Origin of the sequence: Streptomyces sindenensis, from assembly GCF_014649035.1 — a bacterium.
Lineage (GTDB): Bacteria > Actinomycetota > Actinomycetes > Streptomycetales > Streptomycetaceae > Streptomyces > Streptomyces sindenensis.
Window position 1 is genome coordinate 77,257 of the sequence record NZ_BMSG01000029.1, and the last position, 26,463, is coordinate 103,719.

The window sequence follows — 26,463 nt, forward strand, 5'->3', positions numbered from 1 at the left end:
GGCCGCGGGGCGGCCGGGTGTCCGTTGTCAGTGGGGCGGTCCACACTGGAGTCATGTGCCGCAGCATCAAAACACTCCGCCCGCCCGCCCTCCCCGAGGAAGCCACCGAGGAGGACATGCGGGCCGCCGCCCTTCAGTACGTACGCAAGGTCTCCGGATTCCGCGCGCCCGCCGCGCACAACCGGGAGGTCTTCGACCGGGCCGTCGACGAGATCACCGAGGCGACGATGAAGCTGCTCAACGGGCTTGAGATACGCGGCGCGACGCGGGGCGCTTGACCACGAACGCGGCCAGGGCGCCCGCCACGAACAGGGCCAGCACCGAGACGGCCGTGCCGAACCACGTCGAGCCCAGCCACCGGCCGCCGAAATAGCCGAGGCCCACGCTGTAACCGGCCCAGGCCAGGCCCGCCAGCGCGGACCAGGGGAGGAAGTCCCGCTTCCTGCGGTGGGCGGCGCCCGCGCCGAGGGAGACCACGGAGCGGCCCGCCGGGGCGAACCGGGCGATGATCACCAGCGCGCCGCCACCCCGGCTCAGGGCCGCGCCGAGACGTTCCTGCGCGCTGGTCAGGCGCCGGGAGCGGGCGATGGCCCGGTCCAGCCGGTCGCCCCCGCGCCAGGCGAGCCGGTACGCGACGAGGTCGCCGAGCACCGAGGCGGTGGCCGCGCACAGGATCAGCACGACGAGCGAGGGGACCTGGCCGCCGGCGCCCTCACCGGAGCCGTTGACGGTGGTGGAGCCCGCTGCCGCCGCGGTTGCGGCCGTGATGACGAGAACACCGCTGGGCAGGAGGGGCAGGAAGACGTCCAGGAGGACGGAGAGGGCGACCACCACGTAGATCCATGGGCTGCTGGTCAGCGCGGCCACACTCTCCAACACCGTCTACTACTCCCCGGTCGTGTCAACGCCGCGACGGTCGCAGGGGAGCGGCAGGGCGGCAGGTTCAGCTGTACAGCGTACGCGTGGGGCTTCTCCCGACACCGCCCAGGGCGGGTGATGTTGTGCAGGTCACGTACACCTGGCGGCCGTGCGCCCGTTAGGCGGGGAGAACGACCGGCACGAGCGAGGAGCAGCGCATGACGGCATGGATGGTACGGACGGGACACGGTCCCGCGCACCCGAATTCGGGGCGGGGGCCGACGGCGGGACCCGAGGGGGAGCCGAGGTCGCGGGGCCGGGGGACCTCACGGGTTCCGGGCGTGCTGGCGGGTGCGGCGGCACTGCTGACGCTCGCGTACGGAGCGGGCGTCGGCGTCGCCGCCGGGGAGCCCGCCCCCGGCGCCCCCGGTGGCCGTGCCACCCCTGGCGCCCATGAAGCGCACGGAGGTCAGGACGCCGGTCTCCACGCCGCACCCGCCACTCCCGTGGGCCCCGACGCGCACGGCGGCCCCGACGCCCCCGGCGGCCCCGGCGCGCACGGGGCTTCGGTGGTGGACCCGAGCCGCGCCGATGACGTCGCCGGCGCGGGCGGCACCTCGTGGATGCGGGCCGCGGGGGTGTTCTCCCCGCCCGGTTCGTTCGTCCCGTCCGACGCGCTGACGTACGACACCCGGCTGGTGCCGGCGGGCGCGCGGATCGAGATCACCGAGTTCAGGGACCCGTCCGGCACCCGGGTCGGGGCACACCTGCGAGGACTCGTGCCCGGCCGGGCGTACGGGATGCACGTGCACACCTCGCCCTGCGGCGCCGACCCGGCCGCCGCGGGCCCCCACTACCAGCACCGCCCCTCGGCGACCGCGGACCCGGTCAACGAGGCGTGGCTGGACTTCCGGACGGACGAGGACGGCGACGGGCGCGCGGAGGCCGTCCACGACTGGAACTTCCGGGAGGGCGGGGCACGGTCGGTGATCATCCACGACCGGCAGGGCGGTGCGGGGGAGCGGGCGGCCTGCTTCACGGTGCCGTTGGGGCCCGACGGCAGGGACTGACCGGGGAACACGGCGTACGCCGGAGCGCCCCGCTCCCTCCGCGAACTCGGGGGAGCGGGGCGCAGCCGTACGCTTCCGGTCTCACCGCCGGGGCCTCACCGCGCGCCGGGTCGGCGCCGGAACGCGGGGCTGGGCGGGGCCGTGGAGGGACGTGGCGCGGGGGTGGCCGGTCAGACCGGGACGGTCGGGGCCTTGTCGGGCCGCGTCGCGTCCCCGGCGGTGGCAGCGGTGCCCGTGCTCCGCGAACCGAAGAACCGGTCCAGGGCGACGGCGCCCGGGCCGGTGAAGACCAGCAGCAGGAACGCCCAGCAGAACATCGCCGACGGCTCGCCGCCGTTCTGGAGCGGCAGGAGCGCCTCCGGCTGGTGCACCTTGAAGTACGCGTAGGCCATCGAGCCCGAGGCGAGGAACGCCGCGGCACGGGTGCCGAGTCCGACGGCGACCAGAGACCCGCAGACCAGCTGGATCAGAGCGGCGTACCAGCCTGGCCAGGCACCGGTCTCGGCCTGGTTGCCGCCGAGCACCCCGAAGAGGGTGGCGGCGCCGTGGAAGGCGAAGAGCAGGCCGACGACGAAGCGGAAGAGGCTGAGCACATAGGGCTGCGCCTGATGCAAGCGGATGAGCATGGGGGGTGGGCTCCTTCGGTCGGGGTGGGGACGTGAACCGACTGGGCGCATCAGGTTAGGAAAACCTCACCAGTACTTGCAACTTCAACATTCTGTCGGGTGGCTTGAAGTCGACTAGCTCTATTGAGTGAGCGAACGCTCAAAAGCCCCTGCGAGCTGGGCTCTCCGCTTCCTCGGTGTGGCCTGCACCCGTGGCAGCGCAGACTTCCGGCCAAGCGGTGTGAGCGTCATGGGCAGGTATGCGCGGGAGTGCGTCCGGTTCCGCTTCCCGCGGCCGGCCGGTCCTCTCGGGATCGGGCGTCGTCCGCTGTCCCGCGGCCGGGCCGCCGGCCGCGCGGGTGCCGCCCGTCACCGGCCGTACTCGGCCGAAAACACCCCGGTACGCCGGCCGGGTGCGTGCGCTCGGTCGGCGTACCGGGGTGGTGACGGGGTCAGCAGCCGTTCAGCGCCGACCGGAGGGCGCTCTTCTCGGCGGAGTCGACGCTCAGGTTGTAGTGCTTCTTGACGTGGACCCAGGCGCGGACGTACGTGCACGTGTACGAGGAGCGCGGCGGCAGCCACTCGGCCGGGTCCTTGTCGCCCTTGGACTGGTTCACGTTGTCGGTGACCGCGATGAGCTGGGGGCGGGTCAGGTCGTTGGCGAACGACTGGCGCTGGGAGTTGGTCCAGCTGCTCGCGCCGGAGCGCCAGGCCTCGGCCAGCGGGATCATGTGGTCGATGTCCACGTCGGACGCGGCGCTCCAGGTGGCGCCGTCGTAGGGCGAGTACCAGCGGCCGCTGACCGCGGCGCAGGAGGAGTCCTGCTGGACGTTGGTGCCGTCGCGCTTGAGGACGACCTCACGGGTGTTGCAGGATCCCGACTGGGTGATCCAGTGCGGGAACTTGTCGCGGCTGTAGCCGCTGGACGACCCCTCCGCGCCGACGGTGAGCTGGCTGAGGTAGGTGCGCGCGGTCGCCGCGCTGACCGGGGTGGGCATGGCGGCCTGGGCGCCGGGGGCGCTGAACAGGGTGGACGTGGCGGCGAGCGCTGCGGTTGCGGCGACGACGGAGAGGCGACGCGCGTAGACACCGGACATGCGAACTCCCTTGATGTGGGGGGTGCGTGGGTGGGCGACGATCGGGCTTCGGCGGATCCCGGCCATCGTGGCGACGCCAGGTTTCTGTGGGGTGGGCGTCAGGTAACAGAGTGGCGACATGTGCACGTCACATCAAGGGGTGTGCAGGGGGAGTGACGGATCGCGGGGGCGCGCAGGTCCGTCACGGGCGGTTTGTCCGGGGGGTGTTCGGTGCTCCGGTGGAGGGGCGGGGGCGCTAGGCTTCCGCTCGCGCCCCTCGGAGTGGCCTGCGGCGTCGGGAAGTCGGGCGGACGGGGCGTGGCTCTACCGTTGCCGCGTGCTGTTTCCGGTCTCCGTCACCCTCGGCGTCGTGCTCGCCGTCCTGCTGGTCCTCGCCGCCGCCGTCGCCGCGTGGGCCTCACTGGGCCGCTCGCGCGAGATTCTCGTCGCGGGGGTGCGGGCGGCGGCCCAACTCGCCGCCGTCTCCCTGCTCATCGGCTGGGTCGTCCGCTCGGTGGCACCGCTTCTCGGGTTCGTGGCGCTGATGTTCGCCGTGGCCGTGTGGACCGCCGGCCGTCGCATCACCGGCAACCGCACCTGGCGTTGGGCCGCCGTGCTGATCGGGGCGGGAGTGCTGCCCGTCGTGGGAGCGCTGCTGGTCACAGGACTTGTGCCGCTCCGGGGTATCGCGCTCATCCCCGTCGCGGGCATCCTCATCGGCGGGGCGCTCACCGCGACCGTACTCGGCGGGCGGCGCGCGCTGGGCGAACTCGCCGCCCGGCGCGGGGAGGTGGAGGCGGGCCTGGCCCTCGGGCTGCTCGACCGGGACGCCCGGCTGGAGATCGTACGGCCGGCGGCTTCGGACGCGTTGGTGCCCGGGCTCGATCAGACCCGGACCGTCGGGCTCGTCACGCTACCGGGGGCGTTCGTGGGCATGCTGCTGGGCGGCGCCTCACCGGTGGAGGCGGGCGCCGTGCAACTCTTCGTCCTCGTCGCGCTGATGGCGGTCCAGGCGGTGGCCGTCGCGACGGTCCTGGAGCTGGTCGCGCGGGCTGGTGTACCGCGACTGAGGCTTGGGGGCGCGGGGTCTTCCGGCCGCCGTCCCGGGCCTCGTCAAGGTGCGGGCGGGTCTCAGGCCTCGTCGATGTGCAGCCGGATCGAGCCGTTCTCGGCCGCCTCCACCCGCACCCGCGTCAGGTCCGCCACATGGGCGTCCGGTGCCAGGGCCGCAGCGCGCGGGCCGACGCCCACGACGCGCATGCCTGCCGCCCGGCCCGCCGCGATGCCCGCCTCGGAGTCCTCGAACACGATGCAGTCCGCCGCGTCGAAGCCCAGCTCCGCCGCGCCCTTGAGGAAGCCCTCGGGGTCCGGCTTGCTGGCACCGACCTGCTCGGCGGTGACGCGGACGGCGGGCATCCGCAGTGCGGCCGCGCCCATCCGGGCCGTCGCGAGCGCGCTGTCGGCGGAGGTCACCAGGGCGTGCGGCAGCTCGGCGATCGCGGCCATGAACGCGGGTGCCCCGTCGATCGGTACGACGCCCTCGACGTCGGCGGTCTCCTCGGCGAGCATCACCCGGTTGTCCGCGTAGTTCTCCTCCATCGGGCGGTCCGGGAGCAGGACGGCCATCGTGGCGTACCCCTGCCGGCCGTGCACCACCTTGAGTGCGGCCTCGGGGTCCAGCCCGTGCTCCACCGCCCAGCGCCGCCAGCAGCGCTCCACCACCGCGTCGGAGTTCACGAGGGTGCCGTCCATGTCCAGAAGGAGGGCGCGTGCGGTGAGGACGGTGGCCGGCATCGGCTGCTCCAGAAATGCGGGGAGGTGTGCGAACAGCCCGGGCGCGCGTGCCGCAGGGCGGAACCAGAGCAACCCCCGCCCGCCGGTCAGGGAGTGCGGGCGGGGGCTACTTTGTTCCATCACGATACAAAAACCGGGGCCAGAACGCCAATCCCCCCGCTCGCCCTTCTCCCCTCGCCGCTCCTCACTCTCTCCTCGCCGCTCCTGGGTACGCCGGGTGACCTGGCTCAGCGGTGTCCGCGCCCGCTCGTCTCCGCCTCCAGCGCGCGCCGGGTGTTCGGTCCGTACACGCCCACCGGATCGCCCTGGATCGCCTTGTACGACTGGTAGACCGCCACCGCGTTCTCCACCCGGTCGTTGTAGTTCTGGTCGGACGGCCCCGAGTAGAGCCACAGCTCCCTGAGCCGGTTCTGCAGCACTCCGACCTCCGGGCCGCGGTCGCCGGGCCGCAGCGAAGAGCCCGCGAACTCCGCGGGCGGGGCGGCGGACGGCGAGGACGTGGGCGCGTCGCCGTCCGCCGGGGTGGGTGACGCGCTCGCCGTCGGCGACGCGGACGCGGTGGCGGTCGGCGAGGGCCCCCGGCTCTTCGTCGGCGAGGCGGACGCGGACGGCGAGACCGACGGGGCGGCCGAGCGGGACGGCGTACGGGAGGGAGTGGCCGACGCCGAGGGGGACGGGGCCACCGAGGCGGCCGGTTCGTCCTCCAGGTCCGGGACGCTCGTGGTCGCCTCCGGCAGCGCCTCGTCCCCGCTGTCGTCACCGCCGAGAAGCCCGCCGGCGAAGGCCGCCGTGCCGACCACCGCGGCCACGGCCGCCCCCACGGCGAGCGCCCCGAAGGGCCGCCTGCGGCGCGGCTGCACGGGGTCGGGGGCGAAGGCGGGGGTCGCGGCGGCCGTCCGCCTGCGGTTCCGGTCCCCGCTTCCGGCCGGTGCGGGGTACACGCCGGTGGGGGCACCCGGGCCCGCGGCCGTACCCGTACCCGCGTCCGAGCCGCCGCCCAGGAACAGCGGCATCGTGGTGGCCGCCGCGCCCGGGACGTCGGGCCCCGGCCCTCCGGCCCCGGAAGCCCACACGCCGGTCTGCCGTACGCCTTCGGTCGGGCCGGAGGCCCCGTCGGCCCACACGCCGTTCTGCCGTACGCCCTCGGTCGGGCCGGAGGCCCCGTCGGCCCACACGCCGGTCTGTCGCACGCCCTCGGTCGAGCCGGAAGCCCCGCCCGCCCCCGAGCGGTCCGGCCCCGGCCCCGCCCGGTTCGTCAGCGTCACGTACGGCCGGATGCGCAGCGGGTCGAAGTCCTCGGCCGCGGCGATCTCCGCCGTACGGGCGGCGCGCTGCTCGTCCTCCGTGAGCGGGGCCGAACCCGCGCCCGCGCCGCACCGGCACGGCACCCGGTACTCCGTGCCGGGCTCCCCGGCCGTCCGTCTACCACACTCCGGGCATGCGTGTCCGGTCATCGTGGGTCCCCTCCCCTTGAACTGCCTGCGATTATGCAGCCCGCTCCGGGGAAGCCCAACGGGCCGCAGGGGGTACGGCCCGCCCTCGGCAGGCCATAACGGGGCGAAACGTCCAGGATGGGGGTGTAGTGGATCAGCGGACACAGCGGATCGAGGAGACGCCATGGCCCAGCAGAGGAGACGCCCATGTCCCAGCAGCTGAGCCCGCCGCCCTCGGCCGCGTTCCCCGGTGAGGGGCATTCCCACCGGAGCGTCCTGGTGGCGATCGGGGCGCTGCTCCTGGGCATGCTGCTCGCGGCACTCGACCAGACCATCGTCTCCACGGCGCTTCCGACGATCGTCAGCGAGCTCGGCGGGCTCGACCATCTCTCCTGGGTGGTGACGGCCTATCTGCTGGCGGCCACAGCGGCGACCCCGCTGTGGGGCAAGCTCGGCGACCAGTACGGCCGCAAGAAGCTCTTCCAGACCGCGATCGTGATCTTCCTGATCGGCTCCGCGCTCTGCGGAGTCGCCCAGAACATGCCCCAGCTGATCGGATTCCGCGCTCTCCAAGGGCTCGGCGGCGGCGGGCTCATGGTGCTGTCGATGGCGATCGTCGGCGACCTCGTCACCCCGCGCGAACGCGGAAAGTACCAAGGACTCTTCGGCGCCGTCTTCGGTGTGACGAGCGTCCTCGGGCCGCTCCTCGGCGGCTTCTTCACCCAACACCTCAGCTGGCGCTGGGTCTTCTACATCAACCTGCCGATCGGCGTCGTCGCGCTGGGCGTCATCGCGGCCGTCCTGCACATCCCGGTCCACCGCGAGAAGCACACCATCGACTACCTCGGCACCTTCCTCATCGCGGCCGTCGCGACCAGCCTGGTGCTCATCGCCTCCCTCGGCGGCACGACCTGGGCCTGGGCCTCCCCGCAGATCATCGTGCTCGCGGTGCTCGCCGTCGTCCTGCTCGTGGCCTTCATCGCCGTCGAACGGCGTGCGGTCGAACCCGTGCTGCCGCTGAAACTGTTCCGGATCCGCACCTTCAGCCTCGTCGCCGTGATCAGCTTCGTCATCGGCTTCGCCATGTTCGGTGCGATGACCTACCTGCCGACGTTCCTCCAGGTGGTCCACGACATCACCCCGACGATGTCCGGTGTGCACATGCTGCCGATGGTGTTCGGCCTGCTGATCACCTCGACCGCCTCCGGCCAGATCGTCAGCCGGACCGGCCGCTGGAAAGTCTTCCCGCTCGCGGGCACGGCCCTCACCACCGCCGGTCTCCTCTTGCTCCACAACCTCGACGAGAACAGCTCGACCTGGCTGATGAGCGCCTACTTCTTCGTCTTCGGCGCCGGGCTCGGGCTGGTGATGCAGGTCCTCGTCCTGGTCGCCCAGAACTCCGTCTCGTACCAGGACCTCGGCGTCGCCACCTCCGGCGCCACGTTCTTCCGGTCGATCGGCTCCGCGTTCGGCGTGGCGATCTTCGGCACCCTCTTCGCCAACCGCCTGACCGGTCAGCTCACGGACGCGCTCGCCGGGCAGCCGCTGCCGCCGGGCATCGACGCGGGCAGCCTGTCCGCCGACCCCCGGGCGATCGGGCAGCTCCCCGCGGACCTGCGGCCGGGAGTCCTCAGCGCGTACTCCACCTCCATCACGGACGTCTTCCTGTACGCCGCCCCGGTCGTCCTCCTGGCCTTCGTCCTCGCCTGGTTCCTCCGCGAGGACAGGCTCCGGGGCTCGGTGACCGCCCCGGACACCAGCCAGACCCTCGCCTCCAACCCCGTCGAGCGCTCCTCGTACGACGAGTGCGCCCGCGCCCTGTCCGTGCTCGCCACCCGGGAGGGCCGCCGGGAGATCTACGAGAAGATCACCGCGCGGGCGGGGTACGACCTGCTGCCCGCGGCCAGCTGGCTGCTCCTGCGGATCAAGCGGCACGGCACGGTCGAACCCGCCCGGCTCGCCGAGACGGCTCCCGTACCGCTGCACGTGATCACCGACGCGGCCCGGCAGATCGAGGAACGCGGACTGGCCCGCCGGGAAGGTCTCCAGATGATCCTCACGGACACCGGGGCCGAGGCCGTCGTCCGGCTGTCGCAGGCCCGCGAGGACTCGCTCGCCGAGCTTCTCGGCGACTGGTGGGGGCCCGAACGCCCCACCGACCTGGTCGGACTCGTCCATGAACTGACCGCCGAGGTCAGCGGCTCGACCAGGGAGCGGCCCCACTCCCCGACGCCTCCCCGCGACCACGAGGCCCATCTGCGCCGCGACGAGCACGAGGCCCACCGCCGGGCCCTCGACGACCCGGACGGCCTCGACCACCGGGACGGCCACGGCCACCACCACCCGCCCGTCTGAGCCCGAACGGTTCACGCGCGCCGGGACCGGGTCACAGCTCCTTGGCGAACCAGCGCTCCGCGTACCGGTTGCGGCGGTGGAACGCCCGCACCTCCCGGTACCCGTGCTTCGCGTACAGCCCGCGCGCCTCGACCAGGTCGTTGCGGGTGTCCAGGCGCAGCAGACGTACGCCGTACGCCCTCGCCGCCTCCTCCACCGCGGCCAGCAGCAGCCCGCCGCCGCCCGTGCCCCGGAACGCCGGGCGCACGTACACCCGCGTCAGCTCCGCCGTACCCGCCTCGGCCTCCTCCGTGAGCACCAGCCCGGCACAGCTCGCAGCCTCGCCCCCGTACCGGCCGACGACGAACTGACCGGTCGGCGGCACGAGCAGGTCGGCCCCGTCGTCGGCCAGCCCGTCGGCGATCTCCTCGGCGGTCGCGGGCCGGTTCCAGTAGCGGCTCGCGACCTCGTCGTAGTAGTCGCGGCGCAGGGCGCTCGCGTCGGGGGAGTCGAATCGTTCGGCGGCCACGGTCCAGGTCATGTGGGGCATTCTTGCTGCCGTACGGCCTGACGACGACGTAATTACCCGTGCAGGGGGCAGCAGTGACCGACGTGTCCGCGACATCGGCGATACCCACGACCCGAGCGATTCAGCGCCTCGCCGAACGCTGGATACAGGGCGGCACGGCCGCCGCCGGAGCGGCAGCCCGAGGCCGGGGCCGTACCGAGCAGGCCGAGGGCTTCGTCTGTTCGCCCGCCGGGCTGTGGCTCGCCCTGGCCGCCGTCGCCGCGGGCGCCCGCGGCGGGACCGCGGCCGAGCTGCGGGCCCTCCTCGGCACCGCGGACCGGGAGGCCGCCCCGGCCGTCACGGAGGTGGCCCGGGAGCTGGCGACGACCGGGGCGCTGGGCGTCGCCACCCGGGTCTGGAGCCGGGTGCCCGTGCTGCGCGCGTACCGGGAGGCACTGCCGGACGTCCGCTTCGACCCGATGGACCCGGCGGCCGCCGACGCCTGGGTGCGCGAGGCCACCGGCGGGCTCATCGAGCGGCTGCCGCTGGAGATCACCGACGACACCCTGCTCGCCCTGGTCAACGTCCTGGCGCTGAAGGCCCGCTGGGAGAAGCCGTTCGAGGGGTGGCGCACCAGGGACCTGCCGTTCACCGACGCGGCCGGGGCGGTCCGCGAGGTGCCGACCATGGGCAAGGACGTGCCGGTGGCCGACGCCTGGACGGCCGGCGGGGCGTATGTCGTCGAGCTGCGCTGCGCCCAGGAACCGGGCGGCGCTCCCGGGGCCCGGGTCCGTCTCGTCCTGGGCGAGCCGGGGGCCGGCCCGGAGCGCGTGCTCCCCGTGGGCTGGGCGCCCCGGACCGCCGGGGCCCGGCTGGACGCCGACCGGGTGACCGTCGCGCTGCCGCGGCTCGCCCTGCGGACCCGGGTGCCCGTCACCGAGCAGCTGCCCGCCCTCGGCGTACGGCTGGCCACCTCCGACGACGCCGACTTCTCCGGACTCTCGCCCGAACCGCTCCTCGTATCCGACGTGATCCAGGAAGCCGTGCTGAAGATCGCGGAGGAGGGTGTGGAGGCCGCTGCCGTGACGGTGGTCGCCATGGCCCCGGCGGGCGCGGCGCCCCGGCCGCAGCGGGTGCACCACATCGCCTTCGACCGGCCCTTCGGCATCGTCGTGCTGGCCGGAGCCGACGACGTCCCCCTGTTCACCGCCTGGCAGGCGGAGACCCCCGCGGCCCCGGACGCCTGAAGCCTTCCGGCTCCCGCCTGACGCCTTCCGGCTCCCGCCTGACGCCTTCCGGCTCCCGCCTGACGCCTTCCGGCTCCCGGCCGGTGCCTCCCCGCGCGCCCCCGTCATCCCCACGGACGAATTCTTCCGGACCAAAGCAGGATGACAGTCAGGCAAAGAGGGGGTTGATTGGGTCTACCTCGTAGGGCAATGCGAGGCTTCATCCTGCATGGCCCCCACTCGAAGGGCGATGCACGGAACGGTGGGAGGGTCGGCGCAGCGTGGTGAATGCGGATCACAGTGTGCGCGGTGACGCGGCGGCGGACACGGGAGCGAGAACGGGGCTGACCAGGGCCCTGCTCTGGCTGGTCGTGGCCGCGCTCGCGGTACGGCAGGTGGCGGTGGTGCTCCGGCAGCCACCGGGGGAACGGCTCCTCGATCTGGAGACCTGGATCGGGGAGAACGGCGTCCTGCACGGCACGGGCTCGCTGTACGACAGCGGCCGGTTCACCGGGACGCCCTTCGCCGGGCTCGTCCTGAAGCCGCTCACCGCCACGGCCCAGCAGACCCTGGGCGTGGCCTGGACGTTCGGGTCCCTGCTGCTCGTCGTCGCCCTCGGCCTGGTCGCGGCCAAGGCGTTGCCCGGGCCGGTGGGTCGCCGGACGGCCCTGCTCGCGGCCCCCGTCGCGATCAGCCTGGTCATGCTGTCGCTGCCGGTCCGCAACGCCCTGCACCTGGGCCAGACCAGCATCCTGCCCGTCCTGCTGGTGCTGCTGGCGTGGTTCGTCGTCCGGGAGCACCGGGCGGCGGGCGTCCTCGTCGGTGTCGCCGCCGCCTTCCAGCCGGTGCTGCTGCTCTTCGCCGCCCTGCTCTGGCTGACCGGCAGACGGCGGGCGTCGGTGAGCGCGGGTGCGACCTTCGCCCTCGCCACGGCCGTCGCCTGGGCCGCGGCGCCGAAGGACTCGTGGACGTACTGGGTGCACCATCTCGCGGGCGCCGGACTGGGGGAGCGGCCCGACAGCCTGGCCAACCAGTCCCTGCACGGGGCGCTGCTCCGGCTCGGCCTCGAAGGGCCCGTGGAGATCGCCCTGTTCCTGGTGCTCGCCGCCGCCGTCGTGGTCCTCGGGCTGCGGCGCGCGGTGCGGTACGCCGAGGACGGTCAGGTGCTTCTCGCGGTAGCGGTGACCGGCTGCGTCGTGGTCGCCGTCTCGCCGACCGCCTGGCAGCACCAGTTGCTCTGGGTGCTCCTCGCGGTCGTCGGCAAGGTCGGCAAGCGGGCCTCCGACCGGCTGGTCTGGCCGTCCGTGGTGGTGCTCGCCGTCACCCTGCCGGGCACGATGCTGCTGCCGAACATCGAGCCGCTCTTCCCCGTACGCGACAACATCCTGCTTCTCACGGCGCTCGGCGCGGCCTGCCTCGCCCCGTTCCTGCCCCGCACCTCGCCGTACTGGCAGCACCCGGTCCCCACCGACTACGCCAAACCGGTCGCGGCGCGCTGGAGACGCGTGCCGCTCCTGCCGTTCTGGCGCCGGGTCTTCACCCGCCCGAACCTGCTGCTGGAACTCCTGCTGATCCGGGTCGTCTACGACGCCTACGCCCAGGTCCGCCTCGCCGCCCGGGCGGGCCGCCCGCTCGCCGAGGAGCACGGCCGGCAGATCCACGCCATCGAGCAGTGGCTGCACATCGACATCGAGCACTGGGTCAACCACGCCGTCGTCAAGATCGATTGGCTGCGGGAGTTCTTCGACTACTACTACTCCACGTTCCACTTCATCGTCCCGCTGACGATCCTCGGTGTGCTGTACGTGCGCCGCCCCGCCGACTACCGCTGGGTCCGCTCCTCCATCGGCTTCGCCACGCTCCTCGCGCTCGTCGGCTTCTGGCTCTACCCCCTGGCCCCGCCCCGGCTCATGCCCGGCCTCGGCTTCATCGACACCGTCCACGGGGTGCAGGACTTCGCGAAGCCCGACTACGGGACGCTGACCACCGTCACCAACCAGTACGCGGCGATGCCGTCGCTCCACTTCGGCTGGTCGCTGTGGTGCGGTGTGGTGATCGTGATGCTGGCCCCCAAGCTGTGGATGAAGGCGCTCGGCCTGCTGCACCCCCTCTTCACCATCGCCGCGATCGTGGCCACCGCCAACCACTGGGTGCTCGACGCGGTCGGCGGCGCGCTGGTCGTGGCGGCGGGCTTCGGGCTGACGTACGTGCTGTCGGGGCCGCGGAAGCTGGTGACCGACGAGGAGCGGGAAGCGGCGGCGGGCCCCGTGGAGGCGTCGCCCTCGGAACCGGTGGGACCCGCGGAACCGGTGGCAGACCCCGGCCCCGACCCCGTACCGGCCGGGAAGGTGACGGCGAGCGGCACGTAGGCACCCGGCACCCGCGGCGCTCGGTGCGCGGAGGGCAGGCCGAAGGGGTGCCGGGACAGGATTCACCCCCGGCACCCCTTCGGCGTGGATCGCCGCGTCCTTACATGGTCCGCCGGTCGCGCCCGCCCCGCCACTCGGCGGGGCGGGTCAGGATTCCGCCGCCGTGCTCACCTGAAGCTGTTTGATCCCGTTGAGCCAGGCCGACCGCAGCCGTCGCGGATCCTCCCGCAGCCGCAGATCCGGCAGCACGTCGGCGACGGCGTTGAAGATCAGGTCGATCTCCATCACGGCCAGCGACTTGCCCAGGCAGAAGTGCGGACCGCCGCCCCCGAACCCGAGGTGCGGATTGGGGTCGCGGGTGATGTCGAAGGTCTCCGGGGAGTCGAACACCTCCGGGTCGTTGTTGGCCGAGGAGTAGAAAAGGCCCACCCGCTCGCCCTTCCTGATCCGCTGACCGCCCAGCTCCAGGTCCTGGGTGGCGGTCCGTTGGAAGGAGACGACCGGCGTCGCCCAGCGCACGATCTCCTCGGCCGTGGTCTTCGGCCGCTCCCGTTTGTACAGCTCCCACTGTTCGGGATGGGTGAGGAAGGCGTGCATGCCGTGGCTGATCGCGTTACGGGTCGTCTCGTTGCCGGCCACCGCGAGCAGGATCACGAAGAACCCGAATTCGTCGGAGGACAGGTTCCCCTCGCCCTCCGCCGCGACCAGCTGCGTGACGATGTCCTGTGCCGGGCACTCCTTGCGGGCCGCCGCCAGGTTCATCGCGTACGCCACGATCTCCATCGCCGCCTCGGCGCCGGCCTCCTGCGTGATCGCGTACTCCGGATCGTCGTACGCGGCCATCTTGTTGGACCAGTCGAAGATCTTGGAGCGGTCGTCCTGCGGTACGCCGATGAGCTCGGCGATCGCCTGGAGCGGCAGCTCCACCGCGATGTTGGTCACGAAGTCGAAGGAGCCGTCCGCGTCCGCCGACGCGAGGGCCCTCTCGACGATCGAGCGGGCCCGGGAACGCAGGGCCGCCTCCAGGGAGCGCACCGCGCGCGGGGTGAAACCGCGCTGGACGATCTGGCGGACCCGGGTGTGTTCCGGTGGGTCCATGTTCAGCATGATCAGCTTCTGGACGTCGATCTGGTCGCGGCTGATCGACTCGTTGAAGCGGATGACGGCGGTGTTGGTGTTCGAGGAGAACAACTCCGGGTGCGTGGAGACGTACTTGACGTCCGCGTGGCGGGTGACCACCCAGTAGCCCTCGTCGCCGAACCCGGAGGTGTTGGGCGGCTGGGTGCACCACCAGACCGGGGCGGTCTCCCGCATCAGGGCGAACTCCGGGTGCGGTACGCGGTCTTGGAGGAGATCGGGATCGGTGAAGTCGAACCCGTCGGGCAGATGGGGGCAGCGCATGGGCACCTCTCCACTCCGGATCTGATCGCGAACCGTCCGAGTCCGATGAGCGCGCCACCCTGATTCTGACGGCCCATCAGGAATTGCCCGCAAGGTAGTAACGAGTTCTACAAGTGGCAAGGGCCGTGGCCGGATCCTTTGCCCACGGGCGGGTGCGCGGAAGCGCGGAAGGTGTCTACGGGAGTGCGGAAGGTCTCTTCCGGGGCGGAGTCGCGCGTGTGCGGTGCGTGCACACCCCTTGCGCCGCCGGGGTGGCGTCACGAGACTGCTGGACAGAACTAGAACGCGTACTAGTTCCTTCCGCGGGCGCCGGGACGCCCCCTGCGGAAGCGCGAGGAGAGGACGAGCTCATGGCCACGGAACCCGTCATCGTCGAAGCCGTACGCACCCCCATCGGCAGGCGCGGAGGCGCACTCGCCAATCTGCACCCCGCCTATCTGCTGGGCGAGACCTACCGTGAACTTCTCGGCCGCACCGGCATCCAGGCCGACTGCGTCGAACAGATCGTCGGCGGCACGGTCACCCACGCCGGCGAGCAGTCGATGAACCCGGCCCGCACCGCCTGGCTGACCGTCGGCCTGCCCTACGAGACCGCCGCCACCACCGTGGACTGCCAGTGCGGATCCTCGCAGCAGGCCGCCCACATGGTCGCCAACATGGTGGCCGCCGGGGTCATCGACGTCGGCATCAGCTGCGGTGTCGAGGCGATGTCGCGGGTGCCGCTCGGCAGCGGATCCAAGCACGGCCCGGGAAAGCCCTGGCCCGACGAGTGGAACGTCGACCTGCCCAACCAGTTCGAGGCCGCCGAACGCATCGCCCGCAAAAGCGGTCTGACCCGGGAGCGGGTCGACGCCCTCGGCCTGCTCTCCCAGCAGCGGGCGGCCGCCGCCTGGGCCGAGGAGCGCTTCAAGCGCGAGACGTACGCCGTCCAGGTCCCGACCACCGAGGAGGAGCAGGCGGCCGGGCAGGGCATGTGGCGGCTCGTCGACCGGGACGAGGGGCTGCGCGACACCTCGATGGAGGCGCTCGCCGGGCTGAAGGCGGTGATGCCGAGCGCGATCCACACCGCCGGGAACTCCTCCCAGATATCCGACGGGGCCGCCGCCATCCTCTGGTCCTCCAAGCGCATGGCCCGGGCCCTGAAACTCAAACCCCGGGCCCGGATCGTCGCCCAGGCCCTCGTCGGCGCCGACCCGCACTTCCACCTCGACGGTCCGATCGACGCGACCCGGGCGGTGCTCGGCAAGGCCGGCATGTCACTGCGGGACATCGACCTCGTCGAGATCAACGAGGCGTTCGCCTCCGTGGTGCTGAGCTGGGCGCAGGAGTTCGAGGCGGACCTCGACGGCCTGGAGAAGGTGAACGTCAACGGCGGCGCGATCGCGCTGGGCCACCCGGTCGGCGCGACGGGCGCCCGGCTGATCACCACGGCCCTGCACGAACTGGAACGCCGCGACAAGGAGTTCGCGCTGATCACGATGTGCGCGGGAGGAGCGCTGGCGACGGGAACGATCATCCAGCGGCTGTGAGAACGCCCGGCGTCCGGGGAGCCCCGGGGCCTGTCAGCCGTCCCCGGGCTCCCCGAACGCCGCCCGCGCGTCGAACGCGGCGCGGCGGGTGGCCCGGCGCAGCGCCCTCAGCAGCGTCGGGCCGAGCGTCAGGGTCAGGACCACCGTCAGCACCGCCCGCCCCAGGTCCCAGCCCAGCGAGGTCGTCGCGCAGTAGGCCAGGAAGCGGACCAGGTTCTCGTGCACCGGGGCGCCCGGGACGAACGAGATCCCCGAACCCAGCTCGGTGAGGATCACCCAGCCCTGCAGATTCATCACCGTGCCGTACGCGAACGCCGCCACGCACCCGTACACCGCGAGCATCGCCAGCTCGGCCCGCCCGCGCAGCCGGCCGGGCCCCGGCAGCAGGCCCGCGCCCATCGTGAACCAGCCCATCGACAGCATCTGGAACGGCATCCACGGCCCTACCCCGCCCGTCAGCAGCGCCGAGGCGAACATGGTCACCGAGCCGAGCACGAAGCCGAACCCGGGGCCGAGCACCCGGCCGCTCAGCACCATCAGGAAGAACATCGGCTCCAGCCCCGCCGTCCCCGCGCCGAGCGGGCGCAACGCCGCCCCGACCGCCGCCAGCACACCGAGCATCGCGACGGCCTTCGCGTCCATCCCCGACTCGGAGATCGTCGCCACCACCACCGCGACGAGCAGCGGCAGCAGCGCCGCGAACAGCCAGGGCGCGTCCTTCGCGTGCGCGAGCCCGGACTCGGCGTCCGCCAGCAGCGGCCACCCGAAGGCGACCACACCGACGGCCCCGGTCAGCAGCAGCACGGCCACCGACTTCGGCCCGAGCCGCACGGGCCGGGCAGCCCGTTCCCGTACTTCCGTCATCGCCTTCACGCCCCCGCCTCCAACGCCGTGCGCACCTGGGACACGGTCAGCCACTCCTGCGGGGCGAGGATCTTCGCCGTCTGCGGGGCGAACGCGGGGGAGGAGACCACCACCCGGCCGGTCGGGCCGTCCGCGACGACCTCCCCGTCCGCGAGGATCACCACCCGGTGCGCCAGCTCCGCCGCCAGTTCCACGTCGTGCGTCGCCAGGACGATCGCGTGCCCCTCGGCCGCGAGTCCGCGCAGTACGCCGACGAGCCGGGCCTTGGCCGCGTAGTCCAGGCCGCGCGTCGGCTCGTCCAGCAGCAACAGCGGCGGCCGCCCCGTCAGCACCAGCGCCAGGGCGAGCGCGAGGCGCTGCCCCTCGGACAGGTCCCGGGGGTGGGTGTCGTCCCCGACCCCCGGCAGCAGCTCCGACACCAGCGCCCGGCAGGTGCCCTCCGCCGCGCCCGCGTCCCGGTCGGCGGCCGCGCACTCGGCGGCCACCGTGTCCGCGTACAGAAGATCGCGCGGCTCCTGCGGTACGAGGCCGACCCGGCGCACCATCGCCCGCGGGTCCGTCCGGGCCGGGGCCAGGCCGCCGACGCGCACGGTGCCCGCGGTGGGCTCGATCATCCCGACGAGCGCGCCGAGCAGGGTGGATTTGCCGGCCCCGTTGCGCCCCATCAGGGCCACCGTCTCGCCCGGCGCCACGGCGAGCGTCACCCGCCGCAACGCCTCGACCCGGCCGCGCCGCACCCCGAGCCCGTCGACCCGGGTGACCGGATCGGCGGCGGAGGGGGTGGCCGGGGTGGCGGGCCCCCGTCCGAGGAGCCGGGCGAGGCGTCCGGGACGGGAGCGCTCCGCGGCGACCTCCCGCACCGGTGTCGTCCCGGGCCCCGACGCCGGGACCGTCGGCCCCGACGTCGGGGCGCCGCCCGTCCGCGCGGGCACCGAGGCCCCCGCCAGCCGCTCCCGCAACCCGCCCGCCCCGCGCCGGGCGTCCCGCACCGACAGGGGCAGCGGGTCCCAGCCCGCCAGCAACCCCAGCTCGACCACCGGCGGCCGGACCGGCGACACCTGCATGACCCCGCCGGGCGGCCCCATCACCGGGGGCGCGCCCGGCGCGGGCAGCAGGACGACCTGGTCCGCGTACTGCACCACCCGCTCCAGCCGGTGCTCGGCCATCAGCACGGTCGTGCCCAGGTCGTGCACCAACCGCTGGAGCACCGCGAGGACCTCCTCCGCCGCCGCCGGGTCCAGGGCGGAGGTCGGCTCGTCCAGCACCAGCACCTTCGGGTGCGGGGTGAGCACCGAACCGATCGCCACCCGCTGCTGCTGGCCGCCCGACAGGGTGGCGATCGGCCGGTCGCGCAGCTCGGCCAGGCCCAGCAGATCGAGGGTCTCCTCGACGCGGCGGCGCATCACGTCCGGGGCGAGGCCCAGGGACTCCATGCCGTACGCGAGCTCGTCCTCGACGGTGTCCGTGACGAAGTGCGCCAGTGGATCCTGGCCCACCGTCCCGACCAGATCGGCCAGTTCACGCGGCTTGTGCGTACGCGTGTCGCGGCCGTCCACCGTGACCCTGCCCGACAGCAGCCCGCCCGTGAAGTGCGGGACGAGCCCCGAGACCGTACCCAGCAAAGTCGACTTACCGACACCGGAGGGGCCGACGAGCAGCACGAGCTCGCCCTCGGGGACCGTGAGGTCGACCCCGGACAGTGTGGGGCGCTCCGTGCCCTCGTACCGCACGGAGACCCGCTCGAACCTGATCACGCCTGCTCCTTGCCGCGTCGCGCCGGTCTGTCGGTGGCCGTCCGGTTCGACGGCGGTACGGGGGCGACGAGTGCGGGCAGCAGCCCGGTCAACGCCGCCGCCGCGGGCCACAGCGGCAGCACCGGCGCGGTCAGCGGCACGACCCCGGGGCGCAGCGCCTCCGGAGCCACCGCCCCCGCCCAGATCATCGCCGCCGCGGCGACGGCACCCGAACACGCCACCAGCCAGGCCCGCACGCCCCACCGGTCCGGGCGATAGCGGGTCCGCACCGAGCGCCGCCCGCCGAGCCGCAGCCCGGCCATCGCGATGACCAGACCGGCCAGCAGCAACGGCAGCCCGTACACCGCCCCCTGCGCGGCCAGCAGCCCGTACGTACCGGCGCACACCCCGAGCAGCCCGCCCAGGGTGAGGACGTTCGTGGTGTGCCGGACGGCCGCCGGGACCTGGGCGGTACGCCCGTACCCCCGCGCGTCCATCGACGCGGCCACCGCCACCGACCGCTCCAGCGCGCCCTCCAGCACCGGCAGCCCGATCTGCGCCACGGCCCGCACCCCGCCGGCCGGCCGCCCCCGCAGCCGGCGCGCGGTGCGCAGCCGGACCACGTCGGCCACCATGTTCGGCGCGAACGTCATCGCGACCACGACGGCGACCCCGGCCTCGTACAGCGCACCGGGCAGCGACTTCAGCAGCCGCGCCGGGTTGGCCAGCGCGTTCGCGGCGCCGACGCAGATCAGCAGGGTGGCCAGCTTCATCCCCTCGTACAGCGAGAAGACCAGTTGTTCGGCGGTGACCCGGCCACCGATCCGCACCCCCTGCGCCCAGTCGGGCAGCGGCAGCTCGGGCAGGGTCAGCACGGTGTGCGAGCCGGGGATCGACGAGCCGAGGAAGACGGAGAACAGCAGCCGCAGCACCACGACGAACAGCCCGAGCTTGACGAACGCCCCGTAACTACGGGCCCATGGCGCGTCCGTACGCCGCGCCGCCACCACATACCCGGCGACCCCGACCAGCAGCCCGAGCAGCAGCGGGTTGGTGGTCCGGGACGCGGCGGTGGCGAGCCCCAGCGCCCACAGCCACCACGCCCCGGCGGGCAGCGCGTTGGCACGGTCCGCCTCGGGGGCGTACAGGGCACGGCGCAGCAGCCGGGCCGGTGCCGGGGCGGCGGTCACCGGCGGCGGCGGGCCTGGACGACGGCGGCGATGCCGAGCAGCAGGACCGCGCCGAGGCCGACGAGGAGCCCGGCGGAAGGGCCGCCGCCGCTGCCCCCGCCCGCGTCCTCGTCCGGGGCCTCGACGGTCTTCGTGGGCTCGGACGGCTTCGCGCTGCCGGTGTCGCCGGACACCTGCTCGCCGCAGCCCGTCCTCGGATAGCCGGAGATCGCGCAGAGCATGGCGCTGTCGTCGTACCGCAGCGGCTTCGCCACCGCCGCGAGCGCCTCCGCGCTGCTGGCGTCCGGCGCGACCCGGGCACAGGCCGTGCGCAGGGCGGGCGGCTTCTCCCCGTCCGGGGCGTCCGTGGTCGTCCCCGGATCGATCACCAGCGCCACCCGCTTCTTCCCGTCCTGCGCCGGGGTGTCCGCGCAGATCGCCCCGAAGTCGGGGGCGCGGCGCGGCCGGTCGGCGTCGCCGGAGTCCTCGCTCACGGCGAACCGGAAGCCCTGGACCGTACCGTCGTCCGGGCGCAGGACGGACGGCCCCTGGGTGGCGTACTCCCAGTTCTTGCCGTTGCCCTCCCAGAAGGACCAGTAGCGGTACCCGGCGGCCTGGGCGCTGCCCGCGCCGAGCAGGACGGCGGAGGCGGCGACGAGGGCGGCCAGCAGGGCGGCCAGGGGGGCGCGCAGCCGGGGGGAGGTCCGCGCACGGCCCGCGGCGGCCGTCTCCTGCGACGCGGGGCTCACGGCTGCTGCTTCTTCCGGCGCATGCTGAGCAGGAACCCGATCCCGGTGCCGGCGAGCAGCCCGATGCCGATCAGCCACCCCAGGCTCAGCCCGCCGTCGTCGCTGTCGGTGCCGCTGGAGGGCTGCGGACCGGTCGGCGTCGGGGAGGGGAGGGCGGTGGCGGCCGGGGCGGGCCCCATCGAGTTGAGCTGCTTGACGAGGTCGACGCCGCCGAAGCTGCGGGCGTCGGCGCCGGTGGCGTGCGCGGCGAGGATCAGCTGCCCGGTGGCGGCCGGGCCGCCCTGCCTCGCCCAGCCGTTGGCGTTCTTCTCCAGCCAGGCCACCGACGCCTCGGCCTTGTCCGTGTGCCCGGAGGCGGCGAGCGCGACGACCGCGTCGGCGGTGTTGCCGTAGTCGGGCTGCGGAGCGGAGTCCTCGGCGCCCGGCATCGGGGCCTGCTCCAGATACGGCTGCTTCTTCAGCGTGGCCGCGAGGAAGGAGGCGCCGTTCTGGGCGCTCTGCTCCGGGCTGAGGTCGTCGCCCTTCGTGCAGGAGGGGTCCTTGACCGCGTTGGACGTGCCGGCGGCGATGCCCTTGCCCATCAGACCGAGCACGGAGGCCGCGGTGGCGTCCATGTTGGCGGTCAGCTCGCCCTTCTTGCCCGGCTGGTAGGCGAACGCGCCGCCGTCCTTCTTCCCGCAGGCGATCGCCAGGGACTGGAGCGCGGTGTACGGGGTGCTGCCGTTCTTGGTGGTGAGCTCGTTGACCGGGACGCCGGTGCGGGCGAGCGCGCCGATGACGATGGAGGTGGAGTTCGCGTCGGACGGGCTGCCCGGGTTGTAGCCCCAGCCGCCGTCCTCGTTCTGCACGGACTTCAGCCAGTCGGCCCCGTTGTTGGCGTCCTCGCGGCGCTGGTTGATCTCGACGAGGGCCTGGACGGCGATGGCGGTGGCGTTGGTGTCCATCACCGTCGAGGCGTCGCAGGGCTTGGAGGTGTCGGCCCGGTACGAGGTGAACGCCCCGCTGTCGCACTGCTGGCCCGCCAGCCAGTCGACCGCCTGGGTCGACGGCGTGACGTACTCGATCTTCTGCGCGAGGAAGGCGAGCGACTGCCGCCACACCCCGTCGTAGGTGGGGTCCGTGGTGCCGTAGAGCCCGGCCGGCAGTTCCGCCGACGGAGAGGGGCTCGGTGCGGCGACCGCCACGGGGGCGGCGGCGCCCAGGAGCACGGCGGTGGTCGCGAGCGCGGCTGCGCTGCGGCGTACGGTCATGGCTGGCTGGGCCTCTCCTGCGAGGGCCGGACTCCCCGGGCGCACGAGGGCACCGGGCTCCGGCCCCGTATGCCTCGACGGTGCCGGCCACCGGGGTTCCGGTGGCCCGAGCCGGTCACGCTCCGCGGAGGGCGGTCCGGCTGCCGTCGGACGGACGGGTCACGGCTGGGGCGCTGCGCCGGACGGTGTCCGGCTTCCCCCTGTACGGGCATGATGACGACCTGCCCACTCTACCGGGCCGTAGGGGAGGGGCCGGGGGCGCACGTGGCGATGTACGTCACCGACGTCGCCCCTGGTGGGGGCTCGGACGGCGGCGTACGTCACCGGGGCACGGGCCGCGACGGGACACGACGGGGCGGCCGTGCGGGCCACGCCGGGGCGGGACGGTGCGGGACGGGGTGCGGGCCACGACGGGGCGGGACGGTGCGCGGGCCGCGACGGGCGGGACGTCACCCGGCTCGGGACGTCACACGGCGATGTACGTCACCGGGCTCGGGACGTCACACGGCGACGCACGCCACCCGGCTCGGGACGTCACCCGGCTCGGGACATCACACGGCGATGTACGTCACCGGGGGCCCGCCCGGGACGGCCTCCGCGCGGCCGAGCTTCACGAGCCGCCGCAGATGGGACTCGGCCTCCGACACGGCGATGGACCGCGAGCCGTGCGGGATCTGCTCCCAGGGCCGGTTCCACTCCATCCGCTCGGCGAGCTGCCACGGAGTGAGGGGCGTGGCGAGCAGGGCGAGGAGCCCGCTCAGCCGCTCCTTGTGGTGGTCCAGCAGCTCCCGCGCCCGCCCGCCCGCATCGGTGAAGGCGTGCTGGTGCGCGGGCAGCACCTCGGCCACCCCGAGCCGGCCGATCCGCTCCAGCGAGGCGAGATAGTCGCCCAGCGGATCGGTGACGGCGGTGTCGTCCGGGTCCTCGTACAGCCCGATGTGCGGACTGATCTCCGGCAGCAGGTGATCGCCGGAGAACAGCCGCCCGTTCCCGACCAGCCCGGCGGGATGCCGCTCCTCCAGATGGAGGCAGACGTGGCCCGGAGTGTGCCCGGGCGTCCGGACAGCACGCAGTTTCCGCCCGGCGAGATCGAGCAGCTCGCCGGGGACGATCTCCCGGTCCGGCAGGGCGGCACGCAGCCCGGGCAGGGTCCGCAGCCGCCCCCCGCCGCGGGCGGCGCGGAGCGGGGCGAGGTGGTCGTCCGGCGCGCCGACGGCGGCGAGCTTGCGGACGAGGTAGTCGAGCCAGGTGCCGGGCTCGGACTCCCGCGTGCGGCGGACGATCGCGGTGTCGGCCTCGTGCATCGCGATCCAGGCCCCGGACGCCTCGCGAACCTGTCCGGAGAGGCCGTGGTGGTCGGGGTGGTGGTGGGTGATGACGACGCCGTGGATGTCGCTGACGGCGGTGCCGAGGGCGGTGAGCCCGGCGACGAGGGTGTCCCAGGAGGCGGGATCGTCCCACCCGGTGTCGATGAGGACGGGCCCGCGGTCGGTGTCGAGGAGGTGGACCAGGGTGTGCCCGAGGGGGTTGTCCGGGATGGGCACCCTGATGCTGTGGACGCCCCCGCCGTGATCGGCCACCCGCGTCCCGGTCCCGTGAGTCACCTGTGCCATGGGCTCCCCTTCTCCGCTCGGGCCTCCACTGTAACGAGAACTCGTTCCAGTGGTAGCCCGGGCCTACCAAATCGCCGGGGTGCGAAGGCCGTTGACGCCGCGACCCCCGTGGACTACTGAAACAGGAACTGGTATCAGTTCTGACGAGCAGTCAGTTGAAGGTGTCCGGGTGCAGGGGTGTACGGATTCACGGGAGGCGACGGCCATGACGGAACGTACGGAGCTGGTGGAGCACGGACGCCTGTTCATCGGCGGGGAGTTCACCGATCCGCTCTCCACCGAGGTCATCGAGGTGATCTCCCCGCACACCGAACAGGTCATAGGCCGCGTGCCGCACGCATCGGAGGCGGACGTGGACCGGGCGGTCGCGGCGGCCCGCCGGGCCTTCGACGTGGGCCCGTGGCCCCGGATGGCGCTGGACGAGCGGATCGCGGTGATCACCCGGATCAAGGACGCCTTCGCCGTACGCCACGAGGATTTCGCACGCCTGATCAGCGCGCAGAACGGCACGCCGTACAGTGCGAGCGTCATGGTGCAGGCGCTGGCCGCGATGATGGTCTGGGACTCGGCGATCACGGTGGCGCGGACGTTCCCGTACGAGGAACGGCGCGACGGCGTCCTCGGCCCGCTCCTGGTACGCCGCGAACCGGTGGGCGTGGTGGCGGCGGTCGTCCCGTGGAACGTCCCGCAGTTCACGGCGGCGGCGAAGCTGGCCCCGGCGCTGCTGGCGGGCTGCACGGCGGTGCTGAAGGTCTCCCCGGAAACCCCGCTGGACGCCTACCTCTTGGCCGAGGTGGCAGAAGAGGCGGGCCTGCCGCCCGGGGTCCTCTCCATCCTCCCGGCCGACCGGGAGGTGAGTGAGTACCTGGTGGGCCACCGGGACGTGGACAAGGTCTCCTTCACCGGCTCGGTGGCGGCCGGCCGCCGCGTGATGGAGGTGGCCTCGCGCAACCTGACCCGCGTCACCCTGGAGCTGGGCGGCAAGTCGGCGGCGGTGATCCTGCCGGACGCGGACCTGGAGGCGGCGGTGGCGGGCATCGTCCCGTTCGCCTGGATGATCAACGGCCAGGCGTGCGTGGCGCAGACGCGGATCCTGGCACCGCGCTCCCGCTACGACGAGATGGCGGAGGCGTTCGCGGCAGCGGCAGGAGCACTCCGCGTGGGCGACCCCCTGGACCCGGCAACGGAACTGGGCCCGCTGGTGGCCAGGCGCCAGCAGCAACGTTCCCTGGACTACATCAGGTTGGGTCAGGAGGAGGGCGCCAAGATCCTGACAGGGGGCAACGTGCCCGCCTCCCAGGAGCGCGGCTGGTACGTCGAACCCACCCTCTTCGGCTCGGTCGACAACTCGATGCGCATCGCCCGGGAGGAGATCTTCGGCCCGGTGATCTGCCTGATCCCGTACGGAGACGAGGCCGAGGCCGTCCGCATCGCCGACGACTCGCCGTACGGCCTGAGCGGCAGCGTCTGGACGGCGGACACGGAACGCGGCATCGACATCGCCCGCCGCATCCGCACGGGCACGTACAGCGTGAACACGTTCAGCCTCGACATGCTCGGCCCGTTCGGTGGCTACAAGAACTCGGGCCTGGGCCGCGAGTTCGGCCCCGAGGGCTACGGCGAGTTCTTCGAGCACAAGATGATCCACCTGCCCGCCGGCTACCGGGAGGCGTGATGGGCGACCGCTGGCACGTGGAGGTCGACCGCTCGGTCTGCATCGGCTCCGGCATGTGCGTCAACCACGCGGGCGACGCCTTCCACCTGGACTCGGCCCGCCAGTCCCACCCGACGACGGAGAACCGCGACGCGGACGAACACGTCCTGGCGGCGGCGGAGGGCTGCCCGGTGGAGGCGATCACGCTGAGGCTGGCGGGGTCGGGGGAGGTGGTGTTCCCGCCGGAGGAGTGACCCGTTTCCAGTCTCGCTCTTCTCCGTGGCTACGAGGCTTGGGAAACTAGCCCAACGCGCGCTGCGACGAGACTTACCGTGCGCGCCCGAAAAGTAGCTGAGCTGCCCTCCGACGTGATGGTAACCATCAGAGTTTCATCTGTTTTGCGCCGGATGGAAACTTCCTTGCACCCGGGATCTGCCCATCCCTGGATGTCTAGTTCATGCACTCCGGAAAAGAAGAGGTAGAAGGTGAAGGAGTTGTAGTCCTTATCCATCCAATCGGGCCTGATGCGCTCCGGGGTCTGGGCAGTTTGGAAGCCCAGAGTGATGCTGTCTTTCCGCTCATCTGCAAGCATGTGGAAGAGGTCGCAGCGGCTGAGGTCGGGTCCCTCGTCGTACAAGCTATAGATGGATTGAGGGTCATCGAGGAAGCTGGGCCAATCAGCGGTCATAGAAATTGCTCACATGGGTGTCGGGGATGGAGGAAAATCTGCGCGCATCGATTGGACGCAGGAAGCTGTGAGGAACCTCCTCTGATCCAGATTCGGTAGCTTGGAAGGAGCTGATATGGCCGATGGTGAGGGAATTGCTGCAATTGAATTGGATTTCTAGACCTGCGCCACTGATGTTCGTTTGAATTGTCCAGTCGTTCAGGAAGGAAATGTCGATGTCAACGAAAGTTGAAGGAATCCAACCATGCACCGTAAGGTCATCGACAGCTGCAAACTGAAGATGAGCCTGCAGGGTGTTGTGCCCCAGTGTGGACCATTCGGGCGGGGCGTATTCCGGATATTCAGGAAAGTCGATCCGAGTCGTCAATGCAGGCCCGCGCCAGTCGATGTGAAATGACCTCAGGCGTACAGATTTCAGAGGCGGAATGGTGGAGTAGAAAGAACCTAGAGGGTGCGGGTTTCGTAGTAGATCAGCCCAGTGAGGTTTTCTCAGCGAAATGATCTTCGCGAAGCGGGCTGAACCATGTTGATCGGGTCCGA

General features: G+C 72.7%; 22 protein-coding genes and 2 pseudogenes. 9 read left to right on the forward strand and 15 right to left on the reverse strand.

The genetic code is table 11. The annotated features are described in order from the left end of the window. The first annotated feature begins 53 nt into the window (after positions 1-53). Positions 54-278, forward strand: a complete 225-nt coding sequence (locus tag IE145_RS26015; RefSeq protein WP_189527886.1) for a DUF2277 domain-containing protein — start codon at positions 54-56, stop codon at positions 276-278. On the opposite strand, the pseudogene IE145_RS26020 reads toward IE145_RS26015, so the two are convergent. After that, a pseudogene (locus tag IE145_RS26020) lies at positions 244-879 on the reverse strand (DedA family protein); the annotation flags it as partial. The gene IE145_RS26015 and the pseudogene IE145_RS26020 sit on opposite strands and share 35 nt — an antisense overlap. Before the next feature lie 320 nt (positions 880-1,199). Between IE145_RS26020 and IE145_RS26025 the strand changes: the two are divergent. Then, the gene (locus IE145_RS26025; RefSeq protein ID WP_229825815.1) at positions 1,200-1,928 is read left to right on the forward strand and encodes a superoxide dismutase family protein; all 729 of its coding nucleotides are present in this window, start codon (positions 1,200-1,202) and stop codon (positions 1,926-1,928) included. A gap of 170 nt (positions 1,929-2,098) precedes the next feature. Here IE145_RS26025 and IE145_RS26030 read toward each other — a convergent pair whose 3' ends face one another. Then, positions 2,099-2,554, reverse strand: coding sequence for a DoxX family protein (locus IE145_RS26030; protein ID WP_189527889.1), 456 nt, complete (start codon positions 2,552-2,554; stop codon positions 2,099-2,101). A gap of 431 nt (positions 2,555-2,985) precedes the next feature. Further along, on the reverse strand, positions 2,986-3,630 hold the full coding sequence (locus IE145_RS26035; RefSeq protein ID WP_189527890.1) for an HNH endonuclease family protein: 645 nt from the start codon (positions 3,628-3,630) through the stop codon (positions 2,986-2,988). A gap of 316 nt (positions 3,631-3,946) precedes the next feature. On the opposite strand from IE145_RS26035, the pseudogene IE145_RS26040 reads away from it, so the two are divergent. Then, a pseudogene (locus IE145_RS26040) lies at positions 3,947-4,675 on the forward strand (ABC transporter permease); the annotation flags it as partial. A 65-nt stretch (positions 4,676-4,740) separates the two neighbouring features. Here IE145_RS26040 and IE145_RS26045 read toward each other — a convergent pair. Both IE145_RS26045 and IE145_RS26050 read right to left on the reverse strand, forming a co-directional pair. Next, on the reverse strand, positions 4,741-5,403 hold the full coding sequence (locus IE145_RS26045) for an HAD-IA family hydrolase (RefSeq protein WP_189527908.1): 663 nt from the start codon (positions 5,401-5,403) through the stop codon (positions 4,741-4,743). Positions 5,404-5,630: 227 nt separating this feature from the next. Then, positions 5,631-6,791 carry a peptidoglycan-binding domain-containing protein gene (locus tag IE145_RS26050; protein WP_189527891.1) on the reverse strand — a complete coding sequence of 387 codons (1,161 nt, stop codon included), beginning with the start codon at positions 6,789-6,791 and terminating at the stop codon, positions 5,631-5,633. A 252-nt stretch (positions 6,792-7,043) separates the two neighbouring features. Here IE145_RS26050 and IE145_RS26055 point away from each other — a divergent pair, with 252 nt between their 5' ends. Then, the gene (locus IE145_RS26055) at positions 7,044-9,191 is read left to right on the forward strand and encodes an MDR family MFS transporter (RefSeq protein ID WP_189527892.1); all 2,148 of its coding nucleotides are present in this window, start codon (positions 7,044-7,046) and stop codon (positions 9,189-9,191) included. Between the two features lie 31 nt (positions 9,192-9,222). On the opposite strand, the gene IE145_RS26060 is transcribed toward IE145_RS26055, so the two are convergent. Then, positions 9,223-9,711 (reverse strand): GNAT family N-acetyltransferase, encoded by a 489-nt coding sequence (locus tag IE145_RS26060; RefSeq protein ID WP_189527893.1) that lies wholly within the window; start codon positions 9,709-9,711, stop codon positions 9,223-9,225. A 62-nt stretch (positions 9,712-9,773) separates the two neighbouring features. Between IE145_RS26060 and IE145_RS26065 the strand changes: the two genes are divergently transcribed. Beyond that, entirely contained in the window at positions 9,774-10,925 is a 1,152-nt protein-coding gene (locus IE145_RS26065; RefSeq protein ID WP_189527894.1) for a serpin family protein, read from the forward strand. 281 nt (positions 10,926-11,206) lie between these two features. Beyond that, the gene (locus IE145_RS26070; protein WP_189527909.1) at positions 11,207-13,273 is read left to right on the forward strand and encodes a bifunctional glycosyltransferase 87/phosphatase PAP2 family protein; all 2,067 of its coding nucleotides are present in this window, start codon (positions 11,207-11,209) and stop codon (positions 13,271-13,273) included. A gap of 147 nt (positions 13,274-13,420) precedes the next feature. Here IE145_RS26070 and IE145_RS26075 read toward each other — a convergent pair whose 3' ends face one another. Continuing rightward, positions 13,421-14,674 (reverse strand): cytochrome P450, encoded by a 1,254-nt coding sequence (locus tag IE145_RS26075; protein WP_189527895.1) that lies wholly within the window; start codon positions 14,672-14,674, stop codon positions 13,421-13,423. A gap of 350 nt (positions 14,675-15,024) precedes the next feature. Here IE145_RS26075 and IE145_RS26080 point away from each other — a divergent pair, with 350 nt between their 5' ends. After that, positions 15,025-16,203, forward strand: a complete 1,179-nt coding sequence (locus tag IE145_RS26080) for a steroid 3-ketoacyl-CoA thiolase (RefSeq protein WP_189527896.1) — start codon at positions 15,025-15,027, stop codon at positions 16,201-16,203. Positions 16,204-16,236: 33 nt separating this feature from the next. On the opposite strand, the gene IE145_RS26085 is transcribed toward IE145_RS26080, so the two are convergent. From IE145_RS26085 to IE145_RS26110, 6 genes are all read right to left on the reverse strand, one after another. After that, positions 16,237-17,067 (reverse strand): ECF transporter S component, encoded by an 831-nt coding sequence (locus IE145_RS26085; RefSeq protein WP_189527910.1) that lies wholly within the window; start codon positions 17,065-17,067, stop codon positions 16,237-16,239. A 5-nt stretch (positions 17,068-17,072) separates the two neighbouring features. Continuing rightward, on the reverse strand, positions 17,073-18,821 hold the full coding sequence (locus IE145_RS26090) for an ABC transporter ATP-binding protein (protein WP_189527897.1): 1,749 nt from the start codon (positions 18,819-18,821) through the stop codon (positions 17,073-17,075). Next, positions 18,818-19,990: an energy-coupling factor transporter transmembrane component T gene (locus IE145_RS26095; protein ID WP_189527898.1), complete on the reverse strand. Its 1,173-nt coding sequence runs from the start codon at positions 19,988-19,990 to the stop codon at positions 18,818-18,820. The genes IE145_RS26090 and IE145_RS26095 overlap by 4 nt, the downstream gene beginning before the upstream one ends. Beyond that, positions 19,987-20,718 carry an SCO2322 family protein gene (locus IE145_RS26100; RefSeq protein ID WP_189527899.1) on the reverse strand — a complete coding sequence of 244 codons (732 nt, stop codon included), beginning with the start codon at positions 20,716-20,718 and terminating at the stop codon, positions 19,987-19,989. The genes IE145_RS26095 and IE145_RS26100 overlap by 4 nt, the downstream gene beginning before the upstream one ends. After that, complete coding sequence (locus IE145_RS26105) at positions 20,715-21,968, reverse strand: SCO2321 family membrane protein (protein ID WP_189527900.1); 1,254 nt, start codon at positions 21,966-21,968, stop codon at positions 20,715-20,717. The genes IE145_RS26100 and IE145_RS26105 overlap by 4 nt, the downstream gene beginning before the upstream one ends. Positions 21,969-22,519: 551 nt before the next feature. Beyond that, a complete protein-coding gene (locus IE145_RS26110) occupies positions 22,520-23,581 on the reverse strand; it encodes a Strvi_7410 family MBL fold metallo-hydrolase (protein WP_189527901.1) in 1,062 nt (353 codons plus the stop codon). 205 nt (positions 23,582-23,786) lie between these two features. Between IE145_RS26110 and IE145_RS26115 the strand changes: the two genes are divergently transcribed. Both IE145_RS26115 and IE145_RS26120 read left to right on the forward strand, forming a co-directional pair. After that, entirely contained in the window at positions 23,787-25,256 is a 1,470-nt protein-coding gene (locus tag IE145_RS26115) for an aldehyde dehydrogenase (protein WP_189527902.1), read from the forward strand. Then, positions 25,256-25,489 carry a ferredoxin gene (locus tag IE145_RS26120; RefSeq protein ID WP_189527903.1) on the forward strand — a complete coding sequence of 78 codons (234 nt, stop codon included), beginning with the start codon at positions 25,256-25,258 and terminating at the stop codon, positions 25,487-25,489. Before IE145_RS26115 ends, IE145_RS26120 begins: the two co-directional genes overlap by 1 nt. 29 nt (positions 25,490-25,518) lie before the next feature. Here the strand turns inward: IE145_RS26120 and IE145_RS26125 are convergent, their stop codons facing one another. Together IE145_RS26125 and IE145_RS26130 are read right to left on the reverse strand one after the other, a co-directional pair. Next, complete coding sequence (locus IE145_RS26125) at positions 25,519-25,923, reverse strand: Imm50 family immunity protein (protein ID WP_189527904.1); 405 nt, start codon at positions 25,921-25,923, stop codon at positions 25,519-25,521. After that, the coding region (locus IE145_RS26130; RefSeq protein WP_189527905.1) for an Imm50 family immunity protein at positions 25,913-26,463 on the reverse strand (551 nt) is incomplete at its 5' end. The genes IE145_RS26130 and IE145_RS26125, both read right to left, overlap by 11 nt.

Coding starts and splice junctions, on each gene's coding strand:
- IE145_RS26015 (WP_189527886.1), top strand. CDS start 54: ATGTGCCGCAGCATCAAAACACTCCGCCCGCCCGCCCTCCCCGAGGAA.
- IE145_RS26030 (WP_189527889.1), bottom strand. CDS start 2,554: ATGCTCATCCGCTTGCATCAGGCGCAGCCCTATGTGCTCAGCCTCTTC.
- IE145_RS26035 (WP_189527890.1), bottom strand. CDS start 3,630: ATGTCCGGTGTCTACGCGCGTCGCCTCTCCGTCGTCGCCGCAACCGCA.
- IE145_RS26045 (WP_189527908.1), bottom strand. CDS start 5,403: ATGCCGGCCACCGTCCTCACCGCACGCGCCCTCCTTCTGGACATGGAC.
- IE145_RS26055 (WP_189527892.1), top strand. CDS start 7,044: ATGTCCCAGCAGCTGAGCCCGCCGCCCTCGGCCGCGTTCCCCGGTGAG.
- IE145_RS26060 (WP_189527893.1), bottom strand. CDS start 9,711: ATGACCTGGACCGTGGCCGCCGAACGATTCGACTCCCCCGACGCGAGC.
- IE145_RS26075 (WP_189527895.1), bottom strand. CDS start 14,674: ATGCGCTGCCCCCATCTGCCCGACGGGTTCGACTTCACCGATCCCGAT.
- IE145_RS26080 (WP_189527896.1), top strand. CDS start 15,025: ATGGCCACGGAACCCGTCATCGTCGAAGCCGTACGCACCCCCATCGGC.
- IE145_RS26085 (WP_189527910.1), bottom strand. CDS start 17,067: ATGACGGAAGTACGGGAACGGGCTGCCCGGCCCGTGCGGCTCGGGCCG.
- IE145_RS26105 (WP_189527900.1), bottom strand. CDS start 21,968: ATGACCGTACGCCGCAGCGCAGCCGCGCTCGCGACCACCGCCGTGCTC.
- IE145_RS26110 (WP_189527901.1), bottom strand. CDS start 23,581: ATGGCACAGGTGACTCACGGGACCGGGACGCGGGTGGCCGATCACGGC.
- IE145_RS26115 (WP_189527902.1), top strand. CDS start 23,787: ATGACGGAACGTACGGAGCTGGTGGAGCACGGACGCCTGTTCATCGGC.
- IE145_RS26120 (WP_189527903.1), top strand. CDS start 25,256: ATGGGCGACCGCTGGCACGTGGAGGTCGACCGCTCGGTCTGCATCGGC.
- IE145_RS26125 (WP_189527904.1), bottom strand. CDS start 25,923: ATGACCGCTGATTGGCCCAGCTTCCTCGATGACCCTCAATCCATCTAT.